Source organism: Acetobacterium wieringae (genome assembly GCF_026646375.1).
In the GTDB taxonomy this organism is placed as follows: Bacteria; Bacillota; Clostridia; order Eubacteriales; family Eubacteriaceae; genus Acetobacterium; species Acetobacterium wieringae_A.
Map to the genome: position 1 here is coordinate 38,166 of NZ_JAIPPU010000001.1, position 14,845 is coordinate 53,010.

Here is a 14,845-nt window from a genome sequence, read left to right on the forward strand (position 1 = left end):
ATTGGCTTTTTAAAATGTTGGCCATTCTTTCTTAAGGACTTTTTCTACAAAAGTTCGGGCCAGCTGCTCGTCAAATTGCTGGCCGGCGCATTTTTTAATTTCGATGATCGCCTCTTCATCAGTCAAGGCCCGGCAGTAGGGACGTTCGGTGGTCATCGTGCAATAGGCATCAGCAATGGCAATGATCCGACCTTGCAAGGTTATTTCATTGGCTTTCAGGCCTTTGGGGTAGCCCTTGCCATCCCAGCGCTCATGGTGCTCCAGCACAAATTTGGCAATCTCAGCCAATTCATTGACAGAACGGAGAATATGATAGCCGATTTCAGGGTGGCGCTTGATTTCGGCCCATTCGGCATCGCTTAGTTTTTCAGACTTGTTTAAAATGGCGGTATCGATGGCAATTTCACCAATATCATGACGCAATCCGGCCAGACCAAGCTGATTGAGCGCTTCCGATTCGAAACCCAGTTCCTGGCCAATGGCCTGGCAGTAATCACAGACTAATTGGGAATGAATCACCTCCTGGTGGTTGCGTTCGTAAATAGAGTTGACAATCAGTTCGATGGTGGCTTTTTTGATGCTGGGACTGATGGTCAGTTTATGTTGATACATGGCATCTTCGGCGCGCTTAAAAACATCATTCAGATCATCATGCGGATCGGTTTTAATGGCATAGCCCATCGAAACAGAGAGGATGATGTTATCAATTCGGACCTTGCTGATCGCAGCATTGAGTCGCTTGATTATACTTTCGACACTGTTGCGGTCAGTTTTTGAAAAGAGGATCACAAACTCATCACCGCCCACCCGTGAGGCAATTTCATCGTGGCGGCATTCACTTTTTAAGATCTGGGCAAATTCTATTAAAATCTTGTCCCCCATTTGGTGGCCATAGGCATCATTAATCAGCTTGAGCCCGTTCACATCTGCCATAATCAGGGCAATTGGCAGGTTGCGCAGGGTGTCCAGACGAAGAAGCTCTTCTTCATAAAAACGACGATTGTAGAGTCCGGTTAACTGATCATGATAGCTTAAGTAAAGCACTTTTTCTTCAGCTTTTTTACGTTTTTCAATATTGCGGCTGACCCCGACCAGCTCAATATCGCCGCTACTGTGGTAGCGGTATTTGGTCGAAACCTCGACCCAGATCAGACTGCCATTTTTACACGGCTGTTGGATTTCAATCAGGTAGGTATTGGGGGCTGTGGGGTTGGCAATAAACGTTTTGACATTTTTCTGCAGATCCGCCCGGACGCGTTGAAGCGAGTCGGCCGTCATTGAGTCAGCCAAATTTTCGGCCATCGCCTCTTCGGGCGTAAGACCCCGCAGCTGAAAAATTGAGGGGCTCATATAGGTAAATGTGTTATGGGTAAGATTGAAAAGCCAAATCACATCAGAGGCGAACTCCGTCAGAAAACGGTATTTTTCTTCGCTCTTAATCAGCGCCAATTCAGCGTTTTTGCGGTCGGTGATATCGTTAATAATGCTGATGATGTGAGGGGTGTTGTTCATCATGATAATTTTGGCAGAAACGGAACAAATGCGGATATCTTTATTTTTGGTTCGAAAATTCAGTTCGTAGTCATCAACGGACTGATTGTCGGTGATGGCTTTGAGCAGCTTTTCCCGGTCGGTAGGCTGTTCGTATAGATTTAGCTCCAATAAACTCTTGTTTTCAACTTCTTCCCGGGAGAAACCCGTAAAATTTAAAAAGCCAAGATTGAAATTGATAATTTTGCCGTTGGGCAGACTGGTGATCAGGCTGGCATCGGGACTGAGGTTAAAGATTTGCTCAAACTGTTCCTTGGCAGTGCGAATATCGGCACTCATCCGTTCATTGTTCATAACAATAAAAGTGAAGGTCACAATGATGTTAATAATAAAGGCTCCGGAAAAAGAAAGAATTTGAAAAAGCGTTGGCGTCAGGGCATTATTTATCGGTGGGGAAAACAATGCATAAATGCCTCTTAACCCGGAAAAAACACTGATTATCGTAAACATCATAAAGAGCAGCGAAATTTGGCGGGGGAACGGAGGCTTTCGAATAGTGAAAAGCGTAGCAGCAATCAGCAGAGCAATTGTACCAAAAGATAAATAAAGAAAAAAGATGCGTAGCGAAATGCTGTTAAATACAAACGCAAAATAGATAAGCGAGACCAGACAAAATCCAAAAACAATAGGCGGAAGCCATTTATTTTCCGGCAGACCTAAATAATTCACCAGGCCCAGATACTGAAAAATCAGCGCCAGTAGAAGCAAAGCGTTTCCAATCACAACTGTGACCAGAACATTGGCGCTATTGCCCTGAAGCATCACAAAAAGAAACCCCAGGGCAAAAAAGGAGCAGCTGGCTCCAAAGTGATCAACGCCAGGATATTTGGAAGACAAAAAAAAGATAAAGATTGCCTGAAAAATGCTGGAAATAACTAAAATCAGGGCAATGGTAGCCAGATCGATATTCATAGTTGCCTCTCATTGGATGAAGACGGATCACGTGTAACGACAGATGCCCGCATTTTAAAAAAGGATTATTAATGATTATTATATCCCGATTTGATAAAAAGAAACATCGATCATCAAAAATGCTAATATGAAAATGATTTTCAAATTACTTTGACAGCAGTGGGATTTTGCTGTAATATGAAAATGATTTTCAAATTCATTTTATGCGGGGGATGAAATGGTAAAACCGTCTTACTACAAAACGAAGCAACAGGATACGATCCTGAAATATTTAATTTCCAAAAAAAATCAGCACATTACCGTCAATATGATAGCCGAATTTTTAGAAAAGCAGGGCACACCGGTGGGTGTGACGACCATTTATCGCCATCTTGACAAGTTGGTGGAACAGGGCGAACTGCAAAAATATATCATCGATGGAGTAACCAGCGCCTGTTTTCAGTATATCGGCGATGAAACCCATTGCCATGAACATTTTCATTTGAAATGCGAAAACTGTGGAACCCTGATTCATCTGGAATGTGGCTATATGAATGATCTCTACACCCATGTGCTAAACCACCACGCCTTTGATATTAATTCATTCAAAACAGTTTTTTATGGTTTATGTAAAAGCTGTTCAGATAAAAAAAACCATACGGAGGCATTATGATGCGAAAAAGGATTGTTGCTTTTATTGTCCTACTAATTTTGGCAGTGGGTGTAACCGGCTGTACCCAGAATACGTCGGCAAAAAATGTTGATCGTGCAGGAAAGCTCAGCATTGTCACGACTATTTTTCCCGTTTATGATTTTGCCAGAGCGATTGCCGGGGATCAGGCTGAGTTGACGATGCTGGTAAAACCTGCGGCAGAAGTCCATTCCTATGATCCGTCACCGGCAGATATAATAAAAATTCAGGAAGCGGATGTATTTATCTACATTGGCGGCGAAAATGATGCCTGGGTCAATAGCATTTTGGAATCCATGGATACCAGCAATAAGAAAATTATTCGGCTGATGGATGCGGTTAACCCGGTTGAAGAGGAAACGGTGGAAGGGATGGAGGCTGAAGAAGAGGAAGTGGTTGCTGAAACGAATAAAACCGCCTCAACAGAAGAAATTGAGTATGACGAACATATTTGGACCTCACCTAAAAATGCCATCTTAATGGTTAATGAAATTGCTGCTGCACTGGCTGAAATTGATACCCAAAATGCTGCTGTCTATACCCAAAATGCCGATAACTATACGGCCCAGATTCAGGCCGTGGATGATGAAATCGCTGGAATTGTGGCAGCCGCTCCCAATAAACTGCTGGTCTTTGGGGATCGCTTTCCGTTCCGATACTTTGTTGATGAATTCGGGCTTGACTATAAAGCCGCATTTCCCGGTTGTAGTATCGATACCGAGGCCAGTGCGGGCACCTTGGCTTATCTGATGAACACCATCAAAGAGAATAATATTAAGTATGTTTATTATATCGAGCTCAGCAATCAGAACATTGCCAAAGCCATCAGCGAACAAACCGGAGCTGGGCTGCTGCAACTGCATTCGGCTCATAATGTGACAAAGGACGATTTTGATGCTGGTGCAACCTATGTTTCAATTATGCAGCAAAATGTCGAAAACCTGCGAAAGGGGTTGACCAACCAATGAAACTAATTTCCTGTGAAGGGGTCACCATCGGATATGATGGACAACGGGCTGTAAACAAGGTCAGCTTTGATCTGGAGCAGGGTGACTATCTTTGTATTGTGGGCGAAAATGGTTCCGGAAAAAGTACCCTAGTAAAAGGTCTGTTGGGGTTGATTAAACCTCAGGAGGGCAGCATCACCTTTAATGGCATTGCGCCAAATGAAATCGGCTATTTGCCGCAACAGACGGTGATTCAGCGGGACTTTCCGGCCAGCGTTGGTGAGGTGGTAATTTCCGGCTGCCTTAATCGGCGCGGGCTGTTGCCGTTTTACTCCCGGGCCGAAAAAGATCGGGCTGCGGATAAAATGAAGCAGCTGAGTATCACCGAGATTCAAAAGAAATCCTATCGGGACTTGTCAGGCGGCCAGCAGCAGCGGGTGTTGCTGGCCCGGGCCCTCTGTGCCACTGAAAAACTGCTGCTGTTGGATGAGCCGGTTTCCGGTCTGGATCCGGTGATGACCGCCGATTTGTATCAACTGGTAGCAGAGCTTAATCAAACCCGGGGAATCACGGTCTTAATGGTTTCTCATGATCTGGAAAGTGCCCTTGAGTATGGCAATAAAATATTGCATATGAAAACCGAAACGGCTTTCTTTGGTTCAACTGCCGATTACCTTAAAACGGAGCTGTGCCAGCGGATGATGGGGGCTAAGCTATGATTGAATTGCTGACTGGATTATTGTCTTACACCTTTGTAGTCAGAGCCCTGATTGTTGGGGTTTTGGTGTCGCTGTGTGCCGCCCTGTTGGGTGTCAGCCTGGTGCTAAAACGCTATTCAATGATCGGGGATGGTTTGTCCCATGTCGGTTTTGGAGCTCTGGCCCTGGCGATGGCGTTAAATCTGTCGCCCCTGGAAGTGGCAATTCCGGTGGTGGCGGTGGCCGCCTTTGTGCTGCTACGTATCAGTGAAAATAGCCGGATCAAAGGCGATGCGGCGATTGCCCTGATTTCCAGCAGTTCACTGGCCATTGGGGTGATGATCATTTCCTACACATCAGGGATGAATGCCGATACCAGCAATTATATGTTTGGGAGTATTCTGGCGATGAGCAAAAGCGATGTCATTCTCAGTGTGGCGGTTTCGATTGTGGTAATCGTATTGTATGTATTGTTTTACAATAAAATTTTTGCCGTCACCTTTGATGAAAGTTTCACTCGAGCCACCGGCACCAATGCCAGCCGTTATAATACCCTGATTGCTTTGTTAACGGCAATGACGATCGTGGTGGGAATGCGGATGATGGGTGCGCTGTTAATTTCCAGTCTGATAATCTTTCCGGCGCTGACATCAATGCGCTTGTTTAAAACCTTTAAGCAGGTGGTAATCAGTTCAGCTATTTTATCGGTGATCTGTTTTGTGGTGGGAATTGTCCTGTCCTTTATTTTCTCTTTTCCTACTGGTGCCAGCGTGGTCGTGATCAATTTGCTGATGTTTAGCGTTTTTTCAGCCATTGGTCTGTTTAAAAAAAAGCGTTAGGAGGTTTAGTGATCGATGAAAAAAAATACTGCGGTGGTGTATGCCATTCTGGCAGCGCTGCTTTTTGGGATGAATGCGCCTTTTTCAAAGCTCTTGCTGGAAGAAATAGATCCTTTGTTTCTGGCGGCGCTTTTATATCTGGGCGCAGGGCTGGGGATGACCATTCTGACAGCCTTAAACAAAACCCGGCGAACAGCGTCCAAAGAAGCCAGACTCACAAAAAAGGAACTGCCAGCGGTCATTATGATGATTTTACTGGATATTGCGGCACCGATATTATTATTGCTGGGAATCAGTCTGACCAATTCCAGTACGGCTGCCCTGCTTGGTAATTTTGAGATTGCCGCAACCTCAATAATTGCGATGATTTTCTTTAAAGAAGCCATTGGTAAACGGATGTGGATGGCCATTGGCTTTATTTCCCTGGCCAGCATCATCCTGACAATAAGTGATGCGACGACGATTAACTTATCGATTGGGGCAGTTTTTGTGATTCTTGCGTGTATCTGTTGGGGATTTGAAAATAACTGTACCCGGAATTTATCAATCAAAGATCCGGTTCAGGTGGTTGTCCTTAAAGGGTTCGGTTCAGGGCTGGGTGCGCTGCTGATTGCCGCAATCTGGGGCGAGCTGTCAGGCTCCCTTCTTTATATCATTCTGGCCATGTCCTTAGGCTTTGTTGCGTATGGTTTGAGTATTTTTTTCTATGTCAAAGCCCAGCGGGGGCTGGGAGCCTCCAGAACCAGTGCCTACTATGCGGCGGCTCCGTTTATGGGGGTTCTGATATCCTGGCTGGTACTTAAGGAACCGATCACTGTTTCGTTTCTAATGGCCCTGGCTATTATGCTTCTGGGAACCTGGCTGGCCTTGTCAGAAGATCACGAACATGCCCATACGCATCTTGAAGAGACGCATGATCACAGTCATAACCATGATGATGAGCACCATCTTCATACGGATCATCCGCCGGTTAAAGGCGAGCATTGTCATGAGCATACCCACAATAATACGGTACACAGCCATTGCCATCTGCCGGATGTGCATCATCGGCATTTGCATTAAAGTTACCGGAAAAGTGTTATTAAACTACACAAAAAAACTTAGCCATTCTGCGAGTAGCAGCCATGGCTAAGTTTTTTATTTGCAGGAGATATAAATAATCAATTAAACAACCCGGAAATATGGTTTAATCTCAAAAGGGATTAATTGCAAAATGCGTTTGCTTTCAGCAATGATCTCATCAATACGGTTTTCTTCAATGTGCATCAGGACAAAATGAAGGCTGGTCAGATAGTCCAGGCATTCTTCCAGAGAACAGTTAAACTCACCATTGGCATAAGCTAATTTAACCGCTAAGGAGGAAGCCATGGCCGATCGGGCAATCATTGATATTTCATCGGGACAGCGTTTTAGTTTCAAGCCATAGTGGCGGTCGTGGATTTTATAAAGATGAACAGCACTTCGGGCAAAGGTATCTTCATGCTTTTCATCGGCGTGCTCCCTAACAAAGCGCATGACATTAGGATCACACAGGTGTAGCCGATCATATAAACGAATTTCCACTGCGGTACTCACCTGTAAATCAGTTTCTCTTTCTCGAAAATATTCCAAATAAAGTTTTAATGCCACATTATTTTTGTGCTCAATTAGAAATTTTTCAGTCACTTCCCGGGCTAAATTCGATTTTGATTTGAAATGATAGGTTATTAAGGGTTTGGTAATTTTGCAGATATCTGCGATTTGATCCAGATAGGTAGCCGTATAGCCTTGCTCATAGAAAAGTTTGGTGGCAGTCTGGAGGATGTTTTCTTTTTGATTTTTCATTGGCGTCTCTCTTTGTTTGATTAATTTATTGTAGCGTTTAATCATGGGGAGATCAAGGCAAAACTAGAAAGTGAAGAAAAAAACTTTACCGGTAAAATAATGATTGACAATTCGTAAAAATAATACTATACTGCAATTACTTTACCGGTTAAATTCAAACGGATCAAAAAAAGAATGGTGCAAAATAAAGCGGACAGTGAAACGTGGCGGAGAGTAGGCATCATAATAGGGTTGTAAACGTTGATCACCCGGGAAATTTTTAGAACGTGTGAAATCGGTTTCGAGTAAAAAACCAGCACGTTAAAGAAGGAGTAAAAAATGATTATTATTGGCGAAAAAATTAACGGCGCCATTCCCTCAACCGGGAAGGCAATTGCGGAAAAAGATGCCGAGTTTATCCGAAACCTGGCCATCAAGCAGGCGGAAGCCGGAGCTGATTTTATCGATGTCTGTGCCTCAGTGGATGATGACATCGAACTGGAAACGATGAAATGGTTAATTGACATCGTTCAGGATGCCGTGGACACACCAATTGCGGTGGATAGCCCGAATGTCTATACTTGCATTGAATCAATGAAATACTGCAATAAGCCAGGACTGTTCAACTCGGTTTCATTAGAAGGTGACAAAGTCGATGTGGCTTTTAAGGTGTTGGCTGATACCAAATGGGAATGCGTGGCTTTGCTTAACAGTGACAAGGGTATCCCTAAAACCGCCAAGGATCGTCTGGAAGTGTTTGGTGACTTAATGGCAAAATGCAAAGAATACAATATCGATCCATCCCGCATGCACATCGATCCTTTGATTGAAATGCTGTGTACATCAGAAGATGGTATTACCATGGTTACTGAAGTAATCCGCGAAATTAAAAAACAATATCCAACCATTCATGTCACCGGTGCCGTCAGCAATATTTCCTTCAACCTGCCAGCCCGTCGGATTGCCAATCAGGCCTTTGCGGTTTTGGCCATGAGTGCCGGAATGGACAGCTTTATTCTCGATCCCCTGAACAAGGATATGATGGGAATGCTCTATGCCACTGAAGCAATGATGGGTGAAGATGAATACTGTATGGAATATATTGGCGCGTTCCGTGAAGGTATTTTCGTAAAATAAATAACAGCTAAAACAGGTTACAACAAAACCCGTTACTCACACAGGTTCCGGGTGGTTAAATAAAAATAAGTGCATTGCATTTAAATCAAAAATCAAGGAGAAATTGAAGATGTCAAAAATTGAAGATGTAAAAGTATTGGTCGAAACAGGTAAATCGAAGAAGGTTGCTGCAGCCGTTCAGGAAGCACTGGATGCTGGTGATAAAGCGCAGGATATTCTGGATGCAATGATCGCTTCCATGGGTGTGGTTGGGGATAAATTCTCATCTGGCGAAATCTTTGTTCCAGAAATGTTAATTGCTGCTAAAGCGATGTCAAAAGGCGTCGAAGTATTAAAACCAGTCATGGCTGGAGATGGATCCAGCTCACTGGGTACCTGTATTATGGGAACCGTTGCTGGAGACCTTCACGATATCGGCAAAAACCTGGTTGTGATGATGCTTGAAAGTGCCGGATTTGATATGGTTGACCTGGGCGTCGACGTACCAGCAGATAAGTTTGTTGAAGCTGTAAAAGAAAATAACAATGTGGTTCTGGTTGCCTGTTCAGGTCTGTTAACAACCACCATGCCAGCGTTAAAAGAAGCAGTCCAAACCATTAAAGCGGCTTATCCTGACATGAAGGTCATTGTTGGTGGTGCGCCAGTTACTCAGGAATATGCCACTGAAATCGGTGCGGACGGTTATGCTCCAGACGCTGGTAGCTCCGCAGCCAAAGCCAAAGAACTGATTGGCGCTTAATTTAAATACACATCAAAGCTTAATTAATTGAGTAGTTGCTAAAAATAGCAGACAAAGGAGAAATTATGTTAACAATCAGAGAAAATTTACTGGAAACAATGAAGGGTGGCAACCCGGATCGTTTTGTCAAACAATATGAATTCATTGATCTGATCATGGAAGTACCAACTGGTATTGAATTTAAATATGGCCAAACATGGAAAGATCATTGGGGGATCACCTGGCAATGGCCAGAAGGACAGCTCGGTATGTTCCCGGTTCATCATGACGGCCTGGCGGTCATTCAGGATATTACCGAGTGGAAAAGTGTCGTCAAAAAACCAGCCATTGCCACCTCAGATGAAGCCTGGGCGCCAGCCATTGCCCACGCCAATGCAGTTGACCGTAAAGAAAAGTATGCAACGGCATTCTTTGCACCGGGCCTCTTTGAAATGACGCATCACCTGATGGGCATGGAAAACGCCCTGATGGCCCTTTACGAAGAGCCAGAAGCGATGCAGGAGTTGATTGACTATCTGACCGAATATGAACTGGAATTTGCCGCTGTTATGATGGAAAAATTGAAGCCAGAAGCGATTTTGCATCATGATGACTGGGGCAGCCAGATTTCTTCCTTTATTTCGCCAGAGATGTTTGAAGAGTTCTTTGTACCTTCATATAAAAAAATATATAAGTTTTATAAAGACAACGGAGTGGAACTGATTATCCACCATAGTGACTCCTACGCAGCTAATTTAGTGCCATACATGATCGAAGTAGGCATTGATATCTGGCAGGGAGTCATGAACACCAATAATATTCCTGAACTGATTGAAAAATACGGCGAAAAGATCACGTTCATGGGCGGCCTTCACAGCGGTACCGTTGATTATCCCGGCTGGGAAAAAGAAGTGGTTAAAAAACAGGTTGAAGAAACCTGTAAAGCCAATGGCCATAAATACTTCATTCCGTGCCAGACATCTGGTCTGCCAATTGAAAACTTTGAAGGCGTTATTGCTTATATCGATGAATGTATCGATGAAATGAGCAAGGAACTGTTTTAAATAAGCGCATAAAAAAAACCCTGGATCGCATTTAGATTGGCGATCCAGGGTTTAATTTTTTTCACGCAACGTTGGCTTGGCAAAACTATCAGGCTTGTCACGGTTGCTTTGGACTGAGATCAAAAAAAGTTATTGCGGTAGGCCAACTTTTCTTCACTTATATGATAGCATGAAACCTCAAAAACTACAAGACTGTTCTAAATAGCCTGATTATGGTAAACTACCAATCTAAGCTGCTGCATGAGCATTGCCGATTCATAAAAAGGGGTATCGAGATGAACGAAAAACAAAAAGATTGGCCGATTGAAGAAGAAAAACTGAAGGAAACCTTGGCGGAGGCCAGACTTCAGTTGGATGATGCTATCAATGCAAACGATAAAAACCGGGAAATGATTCAGGCGGCAAAAAAAGAAATACGCGAAAACACCTCCCATAGTATTGGCAATCTTTGGGGATCTGATGGCTTTGAAGCGTTGGTTGAATTAAGTCAGGCGATGAATCCGGTGACCGAACGAACGGCTATATACGAATTTACTGAAGCCAAGATTAATAAACTCCAAAGCATAATGGAAACGCCCTATTTTGCCCGCATTGACTTCTGCTTCAGTGAGGAGAACCATACCGAACAAATCTATATTGGCCACCATTCACTCAAAAAAGAAAATGTCTACAAACTGCTTATCCATGACTGGCGGTCACCGGTTGCCAGTGTTTTTTACCGTTTTGCACCGGGGAATGCCTATTATAATGCGCCGGTTGGGCGGATTGAGGGCAAACTACTGTTAAAACGACAGTTTGAAATAAAGGAGGGCCAGCTGGAATATTTTTTTGATGCGGATCTGCAGGTTTTTGATGATTTTCTGCGAAAATTGTTATCTCACAATACTTCTCCCAAAATGAAAACCATTGTGGAATCGATTCAGCGGGATCAGGATTTGGTCATTCGGGATATGGAAAATGACCTGTTGATTGTTCAGGGCGTGGCGGGTAGTGGCAAAACGTCGATTGCCCTGCATCGGGCGGCCTATCTGATGTATCAGGGATTGTCAGATCGGCTGGAAGGTCGGGAAATTTTGATTATTTCGCCGCATAAACTTTTTGAGCAGTACATCGCTAACGTGATTCCAGAGTTGGGTGAAGAAAATGTTCGAACGTTTCTCTTTGATGAAATTCTTAAGGATCTGATCAACAGAAAATTTGAAACCAGGAATATATTTTTGGAACGGGTCTTGTCAAATGGTTCGCAGAGTTGGTTAAAAAAGGAAGTGATGGCCTTTAAAGGGTCGGCCGATTTTATCACAATTCTTGATCGTTTTATTGCCGAAATCCCTGAGTGTTTTATGAACATTCGGGATATCAACTATAAAGGTGAAATAATATTTACCCGGGCCGAAATAATCAGCCGTCTGCAAATTAATCCCGATACGCCCTTAAAAACCAAACTGGGTTATCTGGAAGAAGCCATTAATGAAAAAGTCTATCAAAAATGGCGCCGTCCCCTTAAAAGTTCGCTGCGCAGTGAAATGATGCGTTTTGCCGAAATTGACGCATTTTATCTGTATCAACAGCTTTATGAAAACGAGGGCACCTTTTCTAAAATGGCCACCGGGATTAAGCTGCCGGATGGCATCAATAAAATTTTAACGGGAACAAAACGGAACCTGGCTTTTAAAAACCTGAACTATGATGATGCCCTAGCCCTGGGTTACTTAAGCTTACGGTTATTTGGTGCCAAAGAATACAGTAGTATCAAACAGGTGATCATCGATGAAGGCCAGGATTATTATCCCCTTCACTATGAAATTATTAACCGGTTGTTTTTAAAATCAAAGCTCACTATTTTAGGAGATATCAACCAGACCCTGCAAAAAAGTGAAGATCTCAGCTTTTATCAGCAGGTCATAAAGCGTTTAAACCGCAAGAAAAGTGCCCTGGTGACAATGAACAAGAGTTATCGTTGTACCAGTGAAATTTTGCGTTTTAGTAAGAAATTTATTGATGATGCAATTCCGGTGGAGAGTTTTAACCGCAGTGGCGCAGAACCAGTGTTGCTGGGAGCAACCAGTTTTACGGAGCTGGTTGACCGGCTTGGGGAAGCGATCTGTCAGTGCCAACAAGAAGGCTACCAATCAATTGGGCTGATTGTAAAAACCCAGAAAAATACCACCGTGCTTTTTGATGCCTTATCAAAAAAAATGCAAGTCAATCTGATTCGCCATGAAACGGTGGCGGAGATTGCGGGGGTCTCGATCATGCCGGTGTATCTGTCCAAAGGGCTGGAGTTTGATGCTGTGTTTATTTGTGATGTCAACCAGGCCAATTACCAGAGTGCGGCAGATGCCCGACTGCTTTATATCAGCTGTACCCGGGCTCTGCATCGGTTGTATCTGCTGTGGGAAGGTCAACCGAGTCCGTTGCTTGCAGATTAAATCATTTAAAAAATGGAATCTGATCAGATCGGGGTATCCTTCGAGCGGAAAATATCCTGCATTGTGGGAAAATGCGGCCATTGCAAAACTGATAAAACCTATGTCTGCCTGAAGCCGATATTTAATTCTACCTTAGCCAAAGATCTTCTTGACAAAATAAAGGCCAGGTCTAATGGTGTAACACTGGCAACAACAGAATTCGGATAATGAAAAAAGAATGGAAAATATCTCACTGCTTGGAAACCAGAAGGTAGCCTACAGCTTTGATTATAATCCTGAAATTCTGGAAACATTTATCAATAAGTATCAGGAGAATGACTATTTTGTCAAATTTAACGCTCCGGAGTTTACAAGTCTCTGCCCGATTACGGGGCAGCCGGATTTTGCCACCATTATCGACAGTCTGAAACCTGTATTGCTGTTAAGCGATGCAGGTTTTTCTTTTTTTGCAAAGCTTTATCGACAAGTGTTAAAAAGTAATAGTGGACGGTGAGATCATCGGTCAGCTCCGGATGAAAAGCGGTCACTACCATGTTATTTTGTCTGGCGGCGACGATGTGGCCATCGACCTGAGCCAGAATTTCAACGTCAGCGCTAACAGCATCGATAAAGGGGGCCCGGATAAAAACCATGGGAATTTTTCTGCCACCGGTAAATTCAGCTATCGTTTGAAAGCTGCCCAGCTGGCGGCCATAGGCATTGCGTCGGGCAACGATGGCCATGGTTCCTAAATGAACCACCGGGTCTGCAGCAATTTCTTTAGCCAGGAGAATCAGACCGGCACAGGTGCCAAGAACCGGCAAACCTTCTTCAATCAGAGCTCTGATCGGTTCAAGGAGTTCCAGCTCGCCCATGAGCTTTCCCATGACAGTACTCTCACCACCGGGTAAAACCAGGCCATCCAGGGGAAGCGCGGTTAAATCCGATTTTTTTCTGATTTCGATACACTGAACACCGCATTTTTCCAAGGTGCGGATGTGCTCGTAAAATGCCCCCTGAACAGCCAGTACACCAATTTTTTTTGTCATAAGATCCCCTTTAAATGCCGCGTTGGGCCATTAATAATTCTATTTCCTGTTCATTTATCCCGACCATGGCTTCGCCTAAATCTTCCGAAAGTTCAGCTAACAGTTTTGCGTCATTGAAGTTGGTAACAGCTTTGACAATCGAATGAGCCCGCTTGGCCGGATTGCCAGATTTGAAGATACCTGAGCCGACAAAGACACCTTCCGCTCCAAGCTGCATCATCAGAGCGGCATCTGCCGGAGTGGCAATACCGCCGGCAGCAAAATTAACAACTGGCAGTTTGCCAGTTTCAAAAACAGATTTTACCAGGTCATAAGGTATCTGCAAATCTTTGGCGATCTGATAAAGTTCATCAGTTCTGGTGTTTTGGATGGTGCGGATCTGCTGGTTAATCAGGCGCATATGACGTACCGCCTGCACGACATCGCCGGTTCCCGGTTCACCTTTTGTCCGAATCATTGAAGCGCCTTCGCTGATTCGTCGGAGCGCTTCGCCCAAATCTTTGGCACCACACACAAAAGGTACGGAGAAGTGTCTCTTATCAATGTGGTAGGTATCATCAGCAGGAGAAAGAACTTCACTCTCATCAATATAATCAATTTCGATAGCTTCCAGAATCTGGGCTTCGGCAAAATGACCAATCCGTACTTTGGCCATTACTGGAATGGAAACCGCAGCTTGGATTGTTTTAATCATTTTTGGATCACTCATTCGGGAAACTCCGCCAGCCGAACGGATGTCAGCAGGAATCCGTTCCAACGCCATCACAGCGCAGGCTCCGGCTTCCTGGGCAATACGCGCCTGCTCGGCAGTGGTTACATCCATAATTACGCCACCTTTTAACATTTGAGCCAGGTTCTTGTTTAATTCATAACGGTTATTCATGTGATCATCGCTCCTCTATAATTATTCCTTCAAACAAGAGTGATCATTATTGTAAGGGATAAGTGATGTTATAGAAAGTGTCAAAAACATAAAAATCAATAGGATCAGAATGAAGCTAAAAAAATTTGATTGGATCGCTGAAATCTTGGGTATATTGAAAAAGAAA

General features: G+C 43.9%; 13 protein-coding genes and 2 pseudogenes. 11 read left to right on the forward strand and 4 right to left on the reverse strand.

From position 1 onward, the window contains the following. Window positions 1-9: 9 nt before the first annotated feature. Window positions 10-2,463, reverse strand: coding sequence for an HD domain-containing phosphohydrolase (locus Q7P33_RS00185; RefSeq protein ID WP_303866108.1), 2,454 nt, complete (start codon window positions 2,461-2,463; stop codon window positions 10-12). Between the two features lie 217 nt (window positions 2,464-2,680). Here Q7P33_RS00185 and Q7P33_RS00190 point away from each other — a divergent pair, with 217 nt between their 5' ends. From Q7P33_RS00190 to Q7P33_RS00210, 5 genes are read left to right on the forward strand one after another with little or no spacing between them, the layout of a single operon-like run. Further along, on the forward strand, window positions 2,681-3,115 hold the full coding sequence (locus Q7P33_RS00190; RefSeq protein ID WP_303866111.1) for a Fur family transcriptional regulator: 435 nt from the start codon (window positions 2,681-2,683) through the stop codon (window positions 3,113-3,115). After that, entirely contained in the window at window positions 3,112-4,101 is a 990-nt protein-coding gene (locus Q7P33_RS00195) for a metal ABC transporter substrate-binding protein (RefSeq protein WP_303866113.1), read from the forward strand. The genes Q7P33_RS00190 and Q7P33_RS00195 overlap by 4 nt, the downstream gene beginning before the upstream one ends. Continuing rightward, window positions 4,098-4,799: a metal ABC transporter ATP-binding protein gene (locus Q7P33_RS00200; RefSeq protein ID WP_303866116.1), complete on the forward strand. Its 702-nt coding sequence runs from the start codon at window positions 4,098-4,100 to the stop codon at window positions 4,797-4,799. Before Q7P33_RS00195 ends, Q7P33_RS00200 begins: the two co-directional genes overlap by 4 nt. Next, on the forward strand, window positions 4,796-5,617 hold the full coding sequence (locus Q7P33_RS00205) for a metal ABC transporter permease (RefSeq protein WP_303866117.1): 822 nt from the start codon (window positions 4,796-4,798) through the stop codon (window positions 5,615-5,617). The genes Q7P33_RS00200 and Q7P33_RS00205 overlap by 4 nt, the downstream gene beginning before the upstream one ends. 15 nt (window positions 5,618-5,632) lie before the next feature. Further along, a complete protein-coding gene (locus tag Q7P33_RS00210) occupies window positions 5,633-6,679 on the forward strand; it encodes a DMT family transporter (protein ID WP_303866119.1) in 1,047 nt (348 codons plus the stop codon). Between the two features lie 102 nt (window positions 6,680-6,781). On the opposite strand, the gene Q7P33_RS00215 is transcribed toward Q7P33_RS00210, so the two are convergent. Further along, a complete protein-coding gene (locus Q7P33_RS00215) occupies window positions 6,782-7,441 on the reverse strand; it encodes a TetR/AcrR family transcriptional regulator (RefSeq protein WP_303866120.1) in 660 nt (219 codons plus the stop codon). A 318-nt stretch (window positions 7,442-7,759) separates the two neighbouring features. Between Q7P33_RS00215 and Q7P33_RS00220 the strand changes: the two genes are divergently transcribed. The 6 genes and pseudogenes from Q7P33_RS00220 to Q7P33_RS00245 all read left to right on the forward strand — a co-directional run. Further along, window positions 7,760-8,557, forward strand: coding sequence for a methyltetrahydrofolate cobalamin methyltransferase (locus tag Q7P33_RS00220; RefSeq protein ID WP_303866124.1), 798 nt, complete (start codon window positions 7,760-7,762; stop codon window positions 8,555-8,557). A 109-nt stretch (window positions 8,558-8,666) separates the two neighbouring features. After that, on the forward strand, window positions 8,667-9,296 hold the full coding sequence (locus tag Q7P33_RS00225; RefSeq protein ID WP_303866127.1) for a corrinoid protein: 630 nt from the start codon (window positions 8,667-8,669) through the stop codon (window positions 9,294-9,296). 65 nt (window positions 9,297-9,361) lie between these two features. Then, entirely contained in the window at window positions 9,362-10,339 is a 978-nt protein-coding gene (locus Q7P33_RS00230; protein WP_303866129.1) for a uroporphyrinogen decarboxylase family protein, read from the forward strand. Window positions 10,340-10,614: 275 nt separating this feature from the next. Further along, entirely contained in the window at window positions 10,615-12,768 is a 2,154-nt protein-coding gene (locus tag Q7P33_RS00235; RefSeq protein ID WP_303866131.1) for a 3'-5' exonuclease, read from the forward strand. 21 nt (window positions 12,769-12,789) lie between these two features. Then, window positions 12,790-12,975: pseudogene (locus Q7P33_RS00240) on the forward strand (hypothetical protein); the annotation flags it as partial. A 10-nt stretch (window positions 12,976-12,985) separates the two neighbouring features. Further along, a pseudogene (locus Q7P33_RS00245) lies at window positions 12,986-13,162 on the forward strand (NADPH-dependent 7-cyano-7-deazaguanine reductase QueF); the annotation flags it as partial. Here Q7P33_RS00245 and pdxT read toward each other — a convergent pair. Both pdxT and pdxS read right to left on the reverse strand, forming a co-directional pair. Beyond that, window positions 13,161-13,796 (reverse strand): pyridoxal 5'-phosphate synthase glutaminase subunit PdxT, encoded by a 636-nt coding sequence (gene pdxT / locus Q7P33_RS00250; RefSeq protein ID WP_303866133.1) that lies wholly within the window; start codon window positions 13,794-13,796, stop codon window positions 13,161-13,163. The pseudogene Q7P33_RS00245 and the gene pdxT sit on opposite strands and share 2 nt — an antisense overlap. Window positions 13,797-13,806: 10 nt before the next feature. Further along, entirely contained in the window at window positions 13,807-14,679 is an 873-nt protein-coding gene (pdxS, locus tag Q7P33_RS00255; RefSeq protein ID WP_303866135.1) for a pyridoxal 5'-phosphate synthase lyase subunit PdxS, read from the reverse strand. Between the last annotated feature and the right edge of the window lie 166 nt (window positions 14,680-14,845).